Genomic DNA, 16872 nt, shown 5'->3' on the forward strand with positions numbered 1-16872 from the left:
AGAATGTGGCCATTCACCTGCGTACCCGCCTTGAGTTTCCTAACTTTGCCCCTACCACAGAGAGAGCTATCGAGAGGAAGTGGTCAGGAATAATGCAAAAGGTGCAGCGGTTCAGTGACTGGTTGACTAAGTGGTTCATCCTGGTGGTCCTAGCCTGGGCCGCCATGAATTTCTTCGTCCCGCAGATGAGCATTTGGGCCCGCAGCTACACCAACTACTTCCTGAGCATTATCCTCTTCGGTATGGGGCTGACCCTGAGCCTGGACGATTTCAAGCGAATCATCAAAATGCCGCTCATGGTCATCGTCGGCACCGTGGCCCACTACCTGATCATGCCCCTGTTGGCCGTGCTGCTCTGCCGCATCTTCCGCTTGGACGGCATGATCGCGGTGGGAGTCATCCTGGTGGGCTGCTGCCCCTCGGGGACCTCCTCAAACGTCATGTCCTATCTGTCGCGCGGCGATGTGGCCCTGGACGTGTCAATAGGCCTGCTCTCCACCTTGTGTGCGCCCTTCATGATCCCCATGCTGATGAACCTGCTGGCCAGCCAGTATGTGGCCATCCCTACCAAGCAGCTCTTCCTGACCGCCCTTGAGGTTGTGCTGATCCCTATCGCCCTGGGCCTGGCCGTCCACGCCTTATTCAAGGAAAAGGTGCAGAAGGTGACCGTGGCTCTGCCGGCAGTCTCGCAGATCGCCATCCTGGTCATCATCGGCGTGGTCGTCTCCGTCAACCACGCCAAGCTCTTCACCGCCGCCACCGCCCTGGTCCTGCCGGTGGTCATGCTCCACAACCTGTGCGGGTACGGGCTGGGCTTCCTCTTCAGCCGGCTCATGTACCGCATCTACCCGAAGGGGTTCCGCTACGCCCAGCAGAAGGCCATCACCTTCGAGGTGGGCATGCAGGATTCAGGACTGGGCGCGACCCTGGCCCTGCAGGCCTTCGCCGCCGACCCGATTGTGGCCATCCCGTCCACTTTCTTCAGCGTCTGGCACAACATCTCCGGTTCGGTGCTGTCCGCCTGGTGGCGTCGGCATGACGACCGGCTGGGGATTGCTGCCGACTCCGCCCAGGGTCGTCCCGAGCCGGCTCGTACCTGATTCTCGAACACCTTTCTTGCTGGCTGGGTCTGCTACATGCCTGGTCCGGCCAGCAGGAAGCCCAGGGCCGTCAACAGAGGCGGCAGGAAGATCGATGCCGCTAAATAGCCCAGGGCTTCCAGATGTCGCCTCTGCCCAGCCAGGGCCAACACTTCGTTGACTGCTGTCGAGAAAGTGGAGAAGCCGCCCAGCAGTCCTGTGGCCAGCAGCAGCCGCCCCCAGGCAGGCAGTCCGTGGAAGGCGGCAAGGGCGGCCACCAGCCCTGCAGCCAATCCGGCCAGCAGGTTGATGATCATGGTTGACAGGGGCAGATCCACCTTCCAGCGGGCCTTGACCAGGGTGTCCAGCAGGTAGCGCAGTGTGGCCCCCAGGCCGCCGCACAGGCAGATCAGCAATGTAAATGTAATGGTCATCGCCCACCTGCCTGGATGTGTGCAGCGAGTTGCGCTCCCAGCGCGGCCATGGCCCAGGAAACCAGGAGGCCACCGGCAAAGGAGACCAGCAGGTAGGCAACCGATGCCTGAGCTTGACCGCCCGACAGGCCCTGGACCAGTTCCAGCGAGAGGGTGGACATGGTCGACAGGCCTCCGCACAGACCCATGCCCAGGCCCTTGTTGGCCAGCTGCCTTCGGCGTGCATGTGCGCTTCTTGGCAGCCCGGCCAGGAAGGCGGTCAGCAGGGCATAGCCTGCGCAGGCGATCAGATTGGCCAGGAGGGTTCCCGGATGCAGTGGGCCGCTCTGGCCCGGCAGGAGGCTCAAGGCGTACCGGCAGCCGGTGCCCAGTGCTCCGCCCAGCATCACCGCCAAGGTTGTGGCCATATCAGGTCCAGTAGGGGGTTTGGTCATTGAAAGCCTCGGTTCCCGACGGATCAACGTCCGCAGGGTGGGGCTGAACGGCATGCGCCTGCACCCGGCCCGCAGACGGGGGCGTCGAATCATGGTGCAGGAACTATCAGCAGTTTGCAGTTCGGGGCTCTAGCCCCGGGCGGGTTCCATCGCCCGAGGCTCATTTTAGGAGAACAAGGGGACCGCAGCCGCCACAGCTGTCGTGACTGCTCACTCGGTGTGGTTCTCCGGGTCCAGGGTCAGCCGGTCGTCGTCGGCATCGTAGTCAAAGAGTTCCCCGTATCGACCCCAGGTTATGGCCGTGTCGAACTGCTGGACGGCCTCCTTGTCCGAGTGGTGGGCTCTCAGCAGGTCCAGAATCAGGGAGCCGTGCAGGCTCTTGTCGTCGCTGTTCTTCAGGGCCCGGTCGATGATGCGGATCAGCGGAACATGAGCCATCAGCATTCGGGAAAACATCTCCTTGCTCTCCAGGATGTCCGCGTCGTTCCAGGCTCGGCCCTGGTCGGTCAGGCTGACGTGCCCGTTGTCGGCCTGGAAGATGCCCAGCATGAGTCCGGCATCGATCAGCGGGAAGAGGTCGTCCACCTCGAAGGAGAGCTTGGCGGCCAGGTCGGCCAGGTCCATGCCGTTGGGCTGGTTGACCATGACGTCGGCCAGGCCGGCCAGGCCGCCGGGTGTGGCATCGGGCAGGTTGCGTTCAGTGATGTCCTCGTCCCGTACCGAGTCCCGCACGGCCTGACGGTTGCGCACCTTGGTCTGCAGACGACGGCGGATGTCCTTGCTGTCGCGCCGGCCGGTCAGGATGGAATAGAGGTAGTCCACGCAGGACTGGAAGAGATCGGACTGCTTGTCCCGAGGCCTGTCCAGATGGATGGGCACGTCTGCGATGACCCGGCCGGGATGCGAGTCCAGGACCAGAACCCGGTCGGCCATCTCTACAGCCTCCTCGATGTTATGGGTGACGATCAGCACCGACTTGACGCTGCCTGCCTCCTCCGACCAGACCTTGAGGACCTCCTGCCGCAGATTCTCGGCTGTCAGCACGTCCAGGGCCGAGAAGGGCTCATCCATGAAGAGGGCGTCTGGCTTGAGGACCAGGGCCCGGGCGATGCCCACGCGCTGTCGCATGCCACCGGAAAGCTCCTTGGGGTAGGCGCTTTCGAAGCCGTCCAGGCCGATGGCGTCGATGGCGGCCAGGGAAAGGCTCTCGCGCTTTTTCCTGGGCACCCCCCGGGCCTGCAGACCCAGCTCAACGTTGTTCTTGACGGTCAGCCAGGGCATCAGGGCGAAGCTCTGGAAGACCAGAGCCACGCCGGGGTTGGGCCCGTCCAGCTGCCTGCCCCGGTATTCGACGCTGCCCTTGCTGGCCGGGACCAGGCCGGCCAGGATGCGCAGCAAGGTGGATTTGCCGGCGCCTGAGCGGCCCAGGATGGCCACCACCTCGCCCTCGTGCAGGGTGAAGTCGATGTTGTCGAGGACAGTCAGTTCCGCGCCCTTGTCGGACTGGTAGGTCTTGGTCACGTGCTCGGCCGTGATGATCCCGTTGGAATTGATCTTGGTCATTGTCGAACCTCTCAGACTTCTCATGTCAGGGAATAGCGCCGTTGTGCCAGTGATTGCAGGGGAGACCAGAAGAACCGGTCGGCCAGGACCACGAAGATGCTCATGACGGCCACCCCCAGGATGATGCGGGGGGTGTCTCCAGTGGCGGTCACCTGGGCGATGTAGGCTCCAAGGCCCCGGGCCGTCAGTGCGGTCTTGCCGTAGGAGACCACCTCGGAGACGATGGAGGCATTCCAGGCTCCGCCGGCCGCTGTAATGCCGCCGGTGCACCAGGAGCCGAACAGGGCCGGCAGGATCAGGGTCTTCCATCGTTGCCAGCGGTTCTGGCCCAGGCTGCGCGACATCTCCAGCAGGTCGTCGGGGATGGCCGAGGCCCCGGCGATGACATTGAAGAGGATGTACCACTGGGTGCCCAGGGCCATGAGCAGGATGCTGCCCCAGTTGATGTCGATTCGCCAGATGATGAAGATCATGGTGACGAAGGGGAAGATGAAGTTGGCCGGGAAGGAGGCCAGGATCTGCACCAGGGGCTGCAGGTAGCGGGAGATGCGCGGATTCATGCCGATCAGAGCGCCTATCGGGACCCATACGATCGTGCAGGCCACCATCAGGATCAGCACTCGCAGGAAGGTCAGCAGACCCAGCTGGAAGACGTGCCCGACCTCGCCCAGGCCCAGAGGGCGGATGACCAGACGGTCCAGTTGCCAGAGTCCCCACAGGCCAATCGAGGCCAGGCAGGCCCACCAGAACAGGTTGCCTGCATGCTTGCGTCCGCCGCTCCGGCTCCAACGCGCCCCGGTTCGGCCCATGGGGCGGGTGATCCGGTCCAGCAAGTCAGTCAGGGGATGGCCCACCAGACCCAAGAGGTCCTTGACCCCGGACAGACGGATGACCGTCAGTACCAGGCTGTGCCGGGGCTCGCTTGACTGGCTGCTGGTGTAGCGGAACTTCTCGGCCCAGGCGGTCAGCGGCTTCCAGAGCAGGAAGTCAATCAATAAGACCACCACGATCATGGTCAGGATGGCCAGCCCCACCTTGCCCAGGTCCTGCTCGGCGGTGGCCTCCTCCACGAAGGAGCCGATGCCGGGCAGGGCCAGGGTCCTCTTGTTGACCGAGATCATCTCGGATGCGGTCAGGAAGAACCAGCCGCCGCCCATGCTCATCATGCAGTTCCAGAGCATGGGGATCATGGCGTTGGGCACGTCCAGCTTCCAGAAGCGCTGCCAGCGGGTCAGGCGCATCAGCCTCACCGCTTCGTCCAGGTCGGCGGGTTCGCTGGTTAGGGAGTTATAGAAGGAGAAGGCCATGTTCCAGGCCTGGCTGGTGAAGATGGCGAAGATGGAGGCCGCCTCCACGCCCATGATGGACCCGGGGAAGAGGACCAGCCAGATTGAGATGGTGGCCGACAGGAAGCCCAGGACGGGCACCGACTGCAGGATGTCCAGCAGGGGGATGAGCACGGCGCCCAGGCGGCGGGAGCGTGCGGCTGCCAGTCCATAGAGGAAGGCGAAGACCAGGGAGATGATCAGAGCCGCGAACATGCGGAAGAGGGACCGCAGCGCGTAGTAGGGCAGGTTGACCGGGTCGGTGGAGACGTGCGAGGGTATGCCTGCAGGACCGATGGGGGCACCCAGGGCGGGCAGCAGATAGGCCAAGGCCCCAAGCAGGACCAACGCGCCTATGGCTACGGCCAGGCCTGTCCATATACGGGTGGAGCGCGATGCCTGGTTGCGGTCGTCGTTCAGTGGAGAACGGAGCATTCCTGGCAGTGCGACAGCATTCACGATGGCCTCCCTCCAAGGTGCGGAACATCCCTGTCGGCAACCTCGAAGACGGCGTGGCGATCGGCCATGAGCCGACCATTGTCATCGTTCAAGCTTCGGCTTCGCATGGTATTTGGCCCTGCATTAGTCCCTGCCTTGATTCGACGGGGACTGTTGACCTGCGCGGGGTGTCTCCACCACTTTGCGGCAGCATGCCTTGTCCATGCGGTAGCTTCACCTACCGACCACCCAATAACATAGATGGCCCCAAGAGCAGTGTCAAGCATTTGCCAAACCAGCGTTGTCGTCCTTGCCGGGGCTGACAATGGCATGGGCTTGCACGCAGTCAGTGCAGGCACGAACTGAAATGTAAGGAGCGAATCCCTATGAAGATCGTGGCAGTCACGGCCAACCCCGAACCCAAGAGTCTGACCGATGCGGCGGGCAATGCCCTGCTGGACGGGGCGGCCGAGGGCGGGGCTCGCACCGAGTTGATCGACCTTTGCGCCGAGGGGTTCAATCCCGTCTTCGGCATGGAGGACAGGACCCACTACCTGGGCCTGGGCCCTATGCCCGAGGATGTTCAGGCCATGCAGGAACGCGTCAAGGATGCGGACGTGCTGGCCCTGGTCTTCCCTGTCTACTGGTACAGCATGCCGGCCATCATGAAAGGCTTCATCGATCGGGTCATCTGCCGGGGCTTCGCCTATAACGTTGATGGAACCCCCGGAGCCTTGGCCGGACGTCGGGTGGAGCTGATCATGCTGACCGGCGGGGAAAAGAAATGGTACCAGTCCAGCGGCATCGGTGAGGCCCTGGACAACCAGCTGCGCCGGCAGACCTTCCTCAAGTACTGCCAGGTAGCCCAGGTGGAGACCATCTATGTAGACAATCTGGATTCGGGCAACGATGAACAGCAGGCGCGCGAGGCGGCCGACCGGCACCTGGTGGCCCTGGCCCTGAAGGGTCGTCAGTTGGCCGCAGGGACCGAGTCCGGAGCGGATCAGGACACTCAGTGACGCTCAGCATCGGATTCGTCTTCGATGACACCCTGGATGTGCTTGACGGGGTCCAGCAGCACATTCTGACCCTGGGACGGGAACTGGGCAGGCGGGGCCATAGGGTCCAGTATCTGGTCGGGCAGACCTCCCATCCGCCGGTTGACGGAATCCACTCCCTCTCCCGCAACGTCATGGTCTCCTTCAACGGCAACAGGATGCGCATACCGCTGCCAGCTCCCAAGGCGCCCATCCGCCGGGTCCTGGAGGCCGGGCACTTCGACCTGCTGCACGTCCAGGCCCCCTACAGCCCCTTCCTTGCCGGTCGGGTCATCCGGGCCGCAGATCCGGCAACGGCCCTGGTAGCCACCTACCACATCGCCCCCACGGGGAACCTGCAGCTGCTGGGCGGCCGGCTGCTGGGGTTGATCAACCGCAGGACCCATAGGCGTATCAACAGGGTCATAGCGGTCTCGCCTGTGGCGGCTGGCTATGCCCGGCAGACCGCCGGCGTGCCCAGCAGGGTGGTGGCCAACCCCGTGGACGTGGCTGCCCTGCGCCGGGCCCGTCAAGCCGCTGGCGACCAGGAGGTGGCACGCCTGCACGGCCAGGGGCCTCATCTGGTCTTTCTGGGACGGTTCGTGGCCCGCAAGGGGGCAGGGATCCTGATTTCAGCCCTCCAGGCGGGGGAGCGGATCGGCATCCTGCCCGAAGGTCTGCATGTGACCATGGCCGGCAAGGGTCCGCTGCTTGAAAACTGCCGTCGAAAGGCTGCCGCTCTGCGCACCCCGGTGGCCTTCCCGGGCTTTGTGGATGAGAAGGATAAGCCCGCCCTGCTGGCCTCCTCCGATCTGACCGTCTTTCCCTCCACCGGGGGCGAATCCTTCGGCATCGTCCTGCTGGAGGCCATTGCCTCGGGCACGGCTCCGGTGCTGGCCGGGGACAATCCCGGCTACCGGTCCACCCTGATGGGCGATGAGCGGGCTCTGGTGACTGTCGACTCGCCCAACACCCCCGAACTGCTGGCCCGGCGAGTTGCCCAGGCTCTGGGGGACCCCTCCTGGAGGCGGAATGTACGCCATGACCAGCTGGCGCTCCTGAACCGCTACGACGTGACCACGGTGGCCGATCAGGTGGAGGAGGTCTACCGGAAAGCCATTCAAGACCGCCGTCTCATGTAGGGTAGGTACATGTCATTCTTCGATTTCTTCGGTTCCATGTTCGACCCGGAGGGCGGTCCAGGCGGACCAGGCCGGCGTCGCAACGAAGACGACCCGGTCATCCTGCACGTGCAAACCGATGGGGAGGGTCCCGGCCAAGGGGGCGGTAGCACGCCCCGCTTCCGCTTCCCAGGACCAGGTGAGCCCCGGCTGACTTCCCGCAGGAAGGGCAACAACGGACCTTCCCGGGGCTCGCGGATCCTGGCCGTGGTTGTGGCCGTCGTCTTGGTTGTCCTCCTGCTCCTGTTCGGGCTCAGCCGCTTCATCACTGACGTCATGTGGTTCTCTCAGCTGGGGGCCGCGCAGATCGTCTGGACCCAGCTGGGCATCAAGGTGGGCCTGTGGCTGGCCTACGCCCTGCTGCTGGCTGCGGTGACCCTGGTCTCGGCCATTCTGGCCATACGCAGCCGTCCTGATTCGCCCGACGGTTCCACCATCAGAGTCAAGGGCGATCTGATCGAGGTAGGCAAGGGAGTCTCCTCACGCACGGCGCTCAAGGTGGCCGTGGTGGTCTCCCTGGTTGTCGGCTTCTTCTTCGGTTTCCAGTTCAACGCCGACTGGAAGCAGGTGCTCCTGCTTTTCAACGCCCAGTCCTTCGGGGTGCGCGACCCCCAGTTCGGTCTGGACAATGGCTTCTATGTCTTCATCCTGCCCGGCCTGCAGTTGCTGGTCTCCTCCCTGCTGATGATGCTGCTGGCGGCAACGGTCTTCAGCCTGGTCACCAACTTCCTCATGGGCGGCATTCGCTTGACCATGCCCGTGCATGGTCGGGGCATTCTGGAGATGACTCGTCCCGCACGCAGACAGGCAGCCGTCTGGCTGGTCCTGTTCATGTTAGTCTGGGCCGGCGATATGGCTCTGGGTATCTTTGGCAGGCTGACTGAGGAGGGCGATCGGATCACCGGCGCATCCTACACCTCGGTCAAAGCGGCCATCCCAGTGACTCTGATCATGGCCGTGGTCGTAGCCATGCTGGGCATATTTTTGGCTGTCTGGATTCTGAGGTCGCCCACCCTGGAGCCCGGCCGTGCCCATGCAGGTTCGCTGGGTTCGGCCGTCAAGCAGTGGCGGATTCCCGCTCTGGCTGTGGCCGTCACCCTCGTTCTGTCCCTGCTTCTGACTGTTTTCTGGCCGGCACTGGTCCAGCGCTTCCGGGTCAGCCCCAACGCCCAGGAGATGGAGTCCGCCTACATTCAGCGCAACATCACTGCCACCACCAAGGCCTATGGGTTGGACAGGCTCAAGACCGAGTCCTATGACGCCACCACCGAGGTCCAGTCGGGCGCCCTTTCCCGGGATGCGGAGACCACTGCACAGATTCGTCTGCTGGATCCCCAGGTGGTTTCGCCCACCTTCCGGCAGCTGCAGCAGTCCAAGCAGTACTACACTTTTGAGGACACCCTGGCCGTCGACAAGTACGATATCGACGGTGTCAGCCAGGACACGGTCATCGGCGCTCGCGAGCTGGACCTAGAGGGCAACGACAACCGCAACTGGGTCAACGACCACACGGTCTTCACCCACGGCTACGGCATCGTGGCGGCCTATGGCAACAAGGTCACCCCGGACGGACAGCCCGAATTCTTCGAACAGGACATTCCGACCAAGGGCAAGCTGACTGACAGCCAGCACTACGAGCCGCGTATCTACTTCTCGCCCAACGCGCCCGAGTATTCCATCGTAGGCGCGCCCCAGGGCTCGTCAGGCTGGGAATTCGACTATCCCACCGGCTCCAAGGGAGCCACCAACACCTTCAAGGGCAACGGCGGCCCCTCGGTGGGCAACTTCCTGGCCCGGGTCCTTTACGCCATCCGCTTTGGATCCGACCAGATCCTCTTCTCTGACCGCGTCACCCCCGACTCGCAGATCCTCTACAATCGCTCGCCCAAGGAGCGCGTGGCCCAGATCGCCCCCTATCTGACTCTTGATGGACGCGTATATCCGGCTGTGGTAGATGGCAGGGTCAAGTGGATCGTTGACGGCTATACCACCTCTGACGCATACCCCTATTCCCAAAAGGTGGACCTGGGTCCCATCACCCAGGACACGACCACCCTGAGCTCCGAGGCCGTCAAGGGCCTGGGCTCCCAGAAGGCCAACTATATCCGCAACTCCGTCAAGGCTACGGTCGATGCCTACGACGGCTCGGTGGATCTGTATGCCTGGGATGCCAAGGATCCGGTGCTCAAGGCCTGGCAGAAGGTCTTCCCCGGCCAATTCAAGCCGCTCTCGTCCATCTCGGGTGACCTGATGAGCCACATGCGCTACCCAGAGAGTCTGTTCAAGGTGCAGCGCCAGCTCCTGTCCCAGTACCACGTCAACTCAGCCAGCCAGTTCTTCTCTGGCGAAGACTTCTGGCAGACCCCCGTGGATCCGACCGGCACCAGCAAGGAGCAGAAGGCCGGGATCAAGCAGCCTCCCTACTATCTGACCCTGCAGACCCCGGGGACTGACAAGCCCGCCTTCTCGCTGACCTCCACCTTCATTCCCGCCGGCACCTCCACCAGGGAGATCCTGACTGGATTTCTGTCTGTGGACTCCGACGCCGGGTCGACCAAGGGGGTGATAGGCCCGGACTACGGGACCATCCGGCTGATGGAGCTGCCCAAGAATTCCAATGTGCCAGGCCCTGGGCAGGCCCAGAACAACTTCAACTCGGATGCTGCGGTCTCGACTGAGCTCAACCTGCTCCAGTCCGGATCTACCAAGGTCAAACGCGGCAACTTGCTGACCCTGCCCATAGGCGGCGGGCTGATCTACATCCAGCCGGTCTACGTCCAGTCCAGTGGCGCCACCAGCTTCCCCCTGCTCAAGCGGGTTTTGGTAGCATTCGGAGACAAGGTCTCTTCCTCAGCCACCTTGGATGCGGCCCTCGACAAGACCTTCCAGGGCAACTCGGGTGCATCGGCCGGTGATGCCGACAACACGGGACGGACCAATTCCGATGCTGACCAGAGCGAGCAATCCGGCAAGGCCCCGGACAAGACCGACGGGTCTGGCGGGGCATCGGCCACAGCAGGACAGGCCCTAAAACAGGCCTTGGACAAGGCCAACCAGGCCATGAGCGACGGCGATGCCGCCCTAAAGAAGGGTGACTTCAGTGCCTACGGCGAGGCGCAGAACCGCCTGCGCGAAGCCCTCAAGGAGGCCTCCGACCAGGAGGGCGGCAACAAGTGAGCGTCACCCCGCGCATCCGGTTCTGCCGTCGCGGGGACCTGGAGGCGGTCACCGCCATCTATAACCAGGCGGTCATGGATGGCGGCTCCACTGCGGATACGGCCCCGGTCAACCTGGACCAGCGTCTGGAATGGTTACTGGCCCATGATCCAGACCACGGCCATCCTGCCTTGGTCCTGGAGCAGGAGGATAAGGTGCTGGCTTTCGGCTCCCTGTCGGCCTATTACGATCGGCCCGGCTACCAGGAGACCTGTGAGCTGAGATACTACGTGGATCGCGACAGCCGTGGACGGGGCCTGGGAGCTCTGATGGTCCATTCCCTGCTGGAGCGCGCCCAGCAGGAGGGCATGCGTCTGGCTGTGGCCATCATTTTCGATGACAATTCGGCCTCCAATGCCCTGCTGCACCGGTTTGGGTTCAGTTGCTTCGGCCTCCTGCCCCAGGCAGCCTGGGACCGGTTCGTCCTGCATGACGTCTCCTACTGGAGCCTGTCCCTTGAGCGAGACGGGGTCGGGGAGACTGTGTAGAATCTCACCGTCCCGTTTGAGAGCAGGAGGTATCACCTACATGGCATCCGATTTCTGGCTGATAGCCGGACTGGGCAACCCGGGTGACGAGTATAAGGGCACCAGGCACAACATGGGCTTCATGTGCGCTGATCTGCTGGCTGAACGATGGTCGGTCAACCTGCGCGGCCACAAGGGTCTGGCCCAGCTGGGCAGGGGCACCCTGGATCTTGACGGACGGCGCATACCCTTCTTTCTGGCCAAGCCATTGACCTTCATGAACGACTCCGGCGATGCCCTGGCCTCTATTTGCTCTTATTACCACATACCAGTTGGCCGGGTCGTGGTCATCCATGACGATATGGACTTGGAATTCGGCCGGATCAAGGTCAAGACTGGCGGGTCCTCTGGTGGGCACAACGGCATCCGTTCCATAGACCGCTCCCTGGGCAGCAATGCCTACGCCCGGGTCCGCATGGGCGTAGGGCATGCCCGGAGAGGTCCCGATGCCCACCGCCGCACTGTGGACTGGGTTCTGGGCACCTTTGTCGGCGATCAGCGCAAGCGTCTGCCCGAGTTCCTGGCCGACGGCGCGGATGCCGCGGAAACCGTGATCAGCAAGGGCCTCAGCCAGGCTCAGGAGCAGTTCAATGCTCGATGAGCATACCCAGACAGGGCAGGAGGCCAGCAAGAATGCGGAGCCCCAGGAATCGCTGAACGGGTCCCTGCGTCCCCTCCTGGACGCTTTGCAGGCGGATGCTTCCTTCAATAGATTGGTCCATGGAGACTCCGAGCCTGCGGCTGACACCGACACCTCCCTCATGGTCCAGGCTCCCCAGGGGATCAGACCAGCCCTGGTCGCCGCAGCGGCCGGACGTGGCCCGGTCGTCCTGGTGGTCCCCTCCGAGCGTGACGCCCAGGAGATGACCGGCGCCATCCGCTCCTGGTATGAGGGCGACCCGCGTGATGTGGCCCTGCTGCGCTCCTGGGAGACCCTGCCTCACGAGCGGCTCTCACCCCGGGCAGACACCGTGGCCTCGCGGATGGCCGTCTTCAGGCGGCTGGTCCACCCGGTAGAGGATGACCCTGATTTCGGCCCCATCCGCATCCTGGTCATGCCTGTGCGCTCCCTCCTGCAGCCGGTGGTCAAGGGTCTGCAGGATGTCGAGCCCCTGGTCTTCCTGCGCGGCCAGGACATGCCTTTGGACCAGGCAGTCGAAGCTCTGGTCCGCAACGCTTACACCCGTGTGGATCTGGTCATGGAGCGCGGCCAGTTCGCCGTCCGAGGCGGCATTCTGGATGTTTTCGTCCCCACTATGGCCCATCCGGTGCGCATCGAGTTCTTCGGAGACGAGGTGGACACTATCCGCAGCTTCCACGCCTCCGACCAGCGCACCTACGGCCCAGAGCTGGACCGGATCTGGGCGCCGCCTTGCCGCGAGCTGCAGCTGACTGACCAGGTCCGAACCCGTGCCCGCTCCCTGATCGGGAGCATCCCCAACGCCGACGACATGCTGGAGTCGATCGCCCAGGCCATTCCGGTAGAGGGCATGGAATCCCTCCTGCCTGCCCTGGTCGACGATCTGGTGCCGGTAGGGTCCATGCTGCCCGAGGACGCTCTGGTTCTGCTGTCGGAACCACAGCTGCTGGCCCGCTCCGCCCAGGACCTGGTCAAGACCGCCAACGAGTTCCTGGCCGCCAGCTGGCATGTGGCAGCCTCCGGGCAGGGCTCGGGCGCGCCCATCAGCTTCGACAGTGCCAGCTTCCTGGACTACGACGAGGTCATCTCATCCCTGGAATACCGCAAGGGGGAGGTCTGGAAGCTGACCGACCTGTCGGTGGATCCGGACCAGGAAGGGGCTGAGCGTCTGGATGCCCTGGCACCGGACCAGTACCGCGGAGACGAGGATCGGGCCGCCTCAGGCATCGCCTCCCTGTTGGAACGAGGCGACCGGGTCGTGGTCACCGCTCCGGCCCAGGGGACGCTGAGTCGTCTGCGTCGGGCCGTGCAGACCACAGGCATCACCGGCTTGGAGTACCACCGCTCCCTGGCTGTGGACGGTTTCGTGGACCAGTCCGCCCATCTGGCCCTGCTGACCGAGCGCGACCTGACGGGGCGCACCAGTGTGGCCGCCGGCAGCAAGACCTCCAACCGCCGGCGCAAGGCCATCGACCTGGATGAGCTCAAGCCCGGCGACTACGTGGTCCACGATCAGCACGGCATCGGCCGCTTCCTGGGCATGCGACAGCGCAGCGTGGGCGTAGGCCCCAGCAAGGGCAGCCGGGAATATCTGGTCCTGGAGTACGCACCCTCCAAGCGCAACGCCCCGCCAGACAAGCTCTTCGTGCCGGCCGACCAGTTGGATCAGGTCAGCCGGTACATCGGCGCCGAGGTTCCCAGGCTCAACAAGCTGGGCGGATCCGACTGGTCGGCCACCAAGGCCAAGGCCCGCAAGCATGTTCACAAGATCGCCCAGGGCCTGGTCAAGCTCTACTCGGCCCGCCAGCGCACCAAGGGCTTCGCCTTCAGTCCTGACACCCCCTGGCAGAAGGAGCTGGAGGATGCCTTCCCCTACCAGGAGACGCCCGACCAGCTGACCGCTATCGACGATGTCAAGGCTGACATGGAGAAGCCAGTGCCCATGGACCGCCTGATCTGCGGGGATGTGGGCTTCGGCAAGACCGAGGTAGCCATTCGTGCCGCCTTCAAGGCTGTTCAGGATGGCAAGCAGGTGGTGGTTCTGGTGCCCACGACCCTGCTGGTTCAGCAGCACTACCAGACCTTCACCGAGCGCTTCGAGGGCTTCCCGGTGGACGTGGCCGCCATGAGCCGCTTCCAGACCGCCAAGGAGAACCAGGCCACCATGGAGGGCCTGGCCAGTGGGGCCGTGGACGTAGTCATCGGCACCCACAAGCTGCTCAACCCCCGCATCCGCTTCAAGGATCTGGGTCTGATGATCGTGGACGAGGAGCAGCGCTTCGGCGTGGAGGCCAAGGAGACCCTCAAGGCTATGCGGACCAATGTGGACGTCCTGTCCCTGTCGGCTACGCCAATCCCTCGCACCCTGGAGATGGCGGTGACCGGCATCCGGGAGATGTCCACCCTTGCTACGCCCCCCGAGGACCGTCTGCCGGTGCTTACCTATGTGGGTGCCTACGAGGACGCCCAGGTGACCGCAGCCATTCGCCGCGAACTCCTGCGCGGGGGACAGATCTTCTACATACACAACCGGGTCGAGGACATCGGCAAGGTCTCGGCCAAGGTGCAGACCCTGGTCCCCGAGGCCAAGGTGGGCGTGGCCCACGGCAAGATGGGGGAGAAGCAGCTGGACGGGGTCATCCGCGACTTCTGGCACCGGGACATCGATGTGCTGGTCTGCACCACCATCGTCGAGACCGGCCTGGATATTCCCAACGCCAACACGCTGATCGTGGACCGGGCCGACCGTTTCGGGCTCTCCCAGCTTCACCAGCTGCGGGGCCGGGTGGGACGAGGTCGGGAACGGGCTTACGCCTACTTCCTCTATGACCCCAGCAGGCCCATGACCCAGACCGCCCACGACCGGCTAGCCACCATCGCCCAGAACACGGCGCTGGGTTCCGGCTACGACGTGGCCATGAAGGACCTGGAGCTGCGCGGCACCGGCAACCTGCTGGGAGACGAGCAGTCCGGCCACATCGAAGGGGTCGGCTTCGACCTTTACGTGCGTATGGTCTCCGAGGCGGTGGAGGAGTACAAGGAACCCGGACGGACCGAACCTGTCACAGTCAGCATCGACCTGCCCCTGGAGGCCTCCATTCCAGTGGACTACATAGACTCGGACAAGTTGCGTCTTGAGGCCTACCGCAAGCTGGCCTCGGCCCGCAACGAGCAGGATCTGCGCGACCTGCACGAGGAACTGACCGATCGGTATGGGCGTCCGCCGGCCCAGTTCGACACCCTTTTCGCTGTGGCCCGGCTTCGGGCCAAGGCTCGTTCGACGGGCATAGCGGAGATCGCCTCCCAGGGCCCCAGAGTGCGGATCAGGCCTGTGGCCATGCCCGACTCCCTCCAGGCCAGGATTGCCCGCATCTACAAGGGCAGCCAGTATCGACCGGTGACGCAGACACTGATGGTTCCCGCGCCATTTGCGGGGTCGCTGGGTTCGGGCCCCATGGATTCGGCGGCCATGACCGCCTGGGTGGACACCCTTCTGGACGACCTGGCCTGGGGGCTGCCCAAGTCCTCGGATCAGGGAACGCCGACGTGCAACGCACCGGTCCAACAAAACTAGTATCCTGTAAGAGACATCACAACAACTTATTGAAGGAGCAGTTGTGGCAGCAATTGAAAGCGTGTTCGCGCGCGAAATTCTTGATTCCCGTGGCAACCCAACCGTCGAGGTCGTTCTGCAGACCGAGGACGGCGCCGAGGGGCGCGGTCTGGTTCCCTCCGGCGCTTCCACCGGCGAGGCCGAGGCCTGGGAGCGTCGGGATGGCGACAAGAAGCGTTATCAGGGCAAAGGTGTCCTGGATGCCGTCAAGGCGGTCAATGAGACCATCGCTCCCAATGTCATCGGTATGGACGCCACCGATCAGCGCGCTCTGGACGAGACCATGATTGATCTGGACGGCACCCCCAACAAGGGCAAGCTGGGCGCCAACGCCATTCTGGGCGTCTCATTGGCTGCGCTTTATGCGGCTGCCGAGTCCGCCGAGCTGCCTCTTTATCGTTACTTGGGCGGCACCAACGGCCATATTCTGCCTGTGCCCAACATGAACATCATGAACGGCGGCGCCCACGCTGACTTCGCCACGGACATCCAGGAGTACATGATCTCCCCCTACGGCTTCGAATCCTACCGGGAGGCCCTGCGCGCCGGCGTCGAGGTCTACCACACCCTCAAAGGCATCCTGAAGAAGGACGGACACGAGACCGGCCTGGGCGACGAGGGCGGCTTTGCCCCCAAGATGAAGTCCAACGAGGACTCCTTGAAGTACATTGTCGACGCCATTCAGGCTGCCGGCTATGAGCCCGGCAAGCAGATCGGCCTCTGCCTGGACGTGGCCTCCTCGGAGTTCTACAACAAGGACACTGACAAGTACCACTTCGACGGCGAGGACCGCGACGCCGACTACATGCTGGACTACTACCAGGGTCTGGTCGAGAAGTACCCGCTGGTCTCCATCGAGGATCCCTTCGCTGAGGAGGACTGGGGCGCCTGGCAGAAGATCACCGCCGCCATGGGCGACCGCCTGCAGTTCGTGGGCGATGATCTGCTGGTGACCAACCCTAAGAGGCTGCAGAAGGGCATCGACCTGAAGGCCGCCAACTCCCTGCTGGTCAAGCTCAACCAGATCGGCACCGTGACCGAGACCCTGGACGCCATCGAGCTGGCCACTGCAAACGGGTTCACCTCCATGGTTTCCCACCGTTCCGGCGAGACCTCTGACACCACCATTGCAGACCTGGCTGTGGCCAAGAACACCCGCCAGATCAAGACCGGTGCTCCGGCCCGTGGCGAGCGCATCGCCAAGTACAACCGGCTGCTGGAGATCGAGGAGGAGCTTGGTTCCACCGCTGAGTACGCCGGATACAGCGCCTTCAAGGCCTGCAAGAAGTACACTAAGTAAGGCCTTGCCAGTCGGGCCGGACCTCTTGCAGGTTTTGACGCGACTGTAGAGTCTTTCACCCGTGGCGGTCCGCGTCGGCTGCCGC

The 16872-nt window shown here is 63.7% G+C and carries 12 protein-coding genes and 2 riboswitches; of the genes, 8 read left to right on the forward strand and 4 right to left on the reverse strand.

Annotation, left to right across the window (positions count from 1 at the left end):
- Positions 1–92 precede the first annotated feature (92 nt).
- Entirely contained in the window at positions 93–1100 is a 1008-nt protein-coding gene (locus J3T95_RS01265; protein ID WP_267450131.1) for a bile acid:sodium symporter family protein, read from the forward strand.
- A gap of 32 nt (positions 1101–1132) precedes the next feature.
- Here the strand turns inward: J3T95_RS01265 and J3T95_RS01270 are convergent, their stop codons facing one another.
- From J3T95_RS01270 to J3T95_RS01285, 4 genes are all read right to left on the reverse strand, one after another.
- Complete coding sequence (locus tag J3T95_RS01270) at positions 1133–1513, reverse strand: fluoride efflux transporter FluC (protein WP_267430427.1); 381 nt, start codon at positions 1511–1513, stop codon at positions 1133–1135.
- Positions 1510–1920 carry a FluC/FEX family fluoride channel gene (locus tag J3T95_RS01275; RefSeq protein WP_267450132.1) on the reverse strand — a complete coding sequence of 137 codons (411 nt, stop codon included), beginning with the start codon at positions 1918–1920 and terminating at the stop codon, positions 1510–1512. Before J3T95_RS01275 ends, J3T95_RS01270 begins: the two co-directional genes overlap by 4 nt.
- A 117-nt stretch (positions 1921–2037) precedes the next feature.
- A riboswitch (Fluoride riboswitch) is annotated at positions 2038–2110 on the reverse strand.
- 47 nt (positions 2111–2157) lie between these two features.
- Positions 2158–3510: an ABC transporter ATP-binding protein gene (locus J3T95_RS01280; protein ID WP_416378726.1), complete on the reverse strand. Its 1353-nt coding sequence runs from the start codon at positions 3508–3510 to the stop codon at positions 2158–2160.
- Between the two features lie 20 nt (positions 3511–3530).
- Positions 3531–5270 (reverse strand): ABC transporter permease, encoded by a 1740-nt coding sequence (locus J3T95_RS01285; protein WP_267450562.1) that lies wholly within the window; start codon positions 5268–5270, stop codon positions 3531–3533.
- Between the two features lie 97 nt (positions 5271–5367).
- Positions 5368–5526: riboswitch (M-box (ykoK) riboswitch) on the reverse strand.
- A gap of 133 nt (positions 5527–5659) precedes the next feature.
- Between J3T95_RS01285 and J3T95_RS01290 the strand changes: the two genes are divergently transcribed.
- Genes J3T95_RS01290 through eno form a run of 7 tightly spaced genes read left to right on the forward strand, consistent with a single transcriptional unit; the run spans position 5660 to position 16787 of the window.
- Positions 5660–6292, forward strand: coding sequence for an NAD(P)H-dependent oxidoreductase (locus tag J3T95_RS01290; protein WP_267450134.1), 633 nt, complete (start codon positions 5660–5662; stop codon positions 6290–6292).
- A complete protein-coding gene (locus tag J3T95_RS01295; RefSeq protein WP_267450135.1) occupies positions 6289–7452 on the forward strand; it encodes a glycosyltransferase family 4 protein in 1164 nt (387 codons plus the stop codon). Before J3T95_RS01290 ends, J3T95_RS01295 begins: the two co-directional genes overlap by 4 nt.
- Positions 7453–7461: 9 nt before the next feature.
- Complete coding sequence (locus tag J3T95_RS01300; protein ID WP_267450136.1) at positions 7462–10668, forward strand: UPF0182 family membrane protein; 3207 nt, start codon at positions 7462–7464, stop codon at positions 10666–10668.
- On the forward strand, positions 10665–11195 hold the full coding sequence (locus J3T95_RS01305; RefSeq protein WP_267450137.1) for a GNAT family N-acetyltransferase: 531 nt from the start codon (positions 10665–10667) through the stop codon (positions 11193–11195). The genes J3T95_RS01300 and J3T95_RS01305 overlap by 4 nt, the downstream gene beginning before the upstream one ends.
- A gap of 40 nt (positions 11196–11235) precedes the next feature.
- Positions 11236–11835: an aminoacyl-tRNA hydrolase gene (gene pth, locus J3T95_RS01310; RefSeq protein ID WP_267450138.1), complete on the forward strand. Its 600-nt coding sequence runs from the start codon at positions 11236–11238 to the stop codon at positions 11833–11835.
- The gene (gene mfd, locus J3T95_RS01315; protein WP_267450139.1) at positions 11825–15448 is read left to right on the forward strand and encodes a transcription-repair coupling factor; all 3624 of its coding nucleotides are present in this window, start codon (positions 11825–11827) and stop codon (positions 15446–15448) included. Before pth ends, mfd begins: the two co-directional genes overlap by 11 nt.
- 43 nt (positions 15449–15491) lie before the next feature.
- The gene (eno, locus tag J3T95_RS01320; RefSeq protein ID WP_220235973.1) at positions 15492–16787 is read left to right on the forward strand and encodes a phosphopyruvate hydratase; all 1296 of its coding nucleotides are present in this window, start codon (positions 15492–15494) and stop codon (positions 16785–16787) included.
- Positions 16788–16872 lie beyond the last annotated feature (85 nt).

Source organism: Bifidobacterium sp. B4079 (assembly GCF_026537385.1).
GTDB classification, from domain to species: Bacteria; Actinomycetota; Actinomycetes; order Actinomycetales; family Bifidobacteriaceae; genus Bombiscardovia; species Bombiscardovia asteroides_I.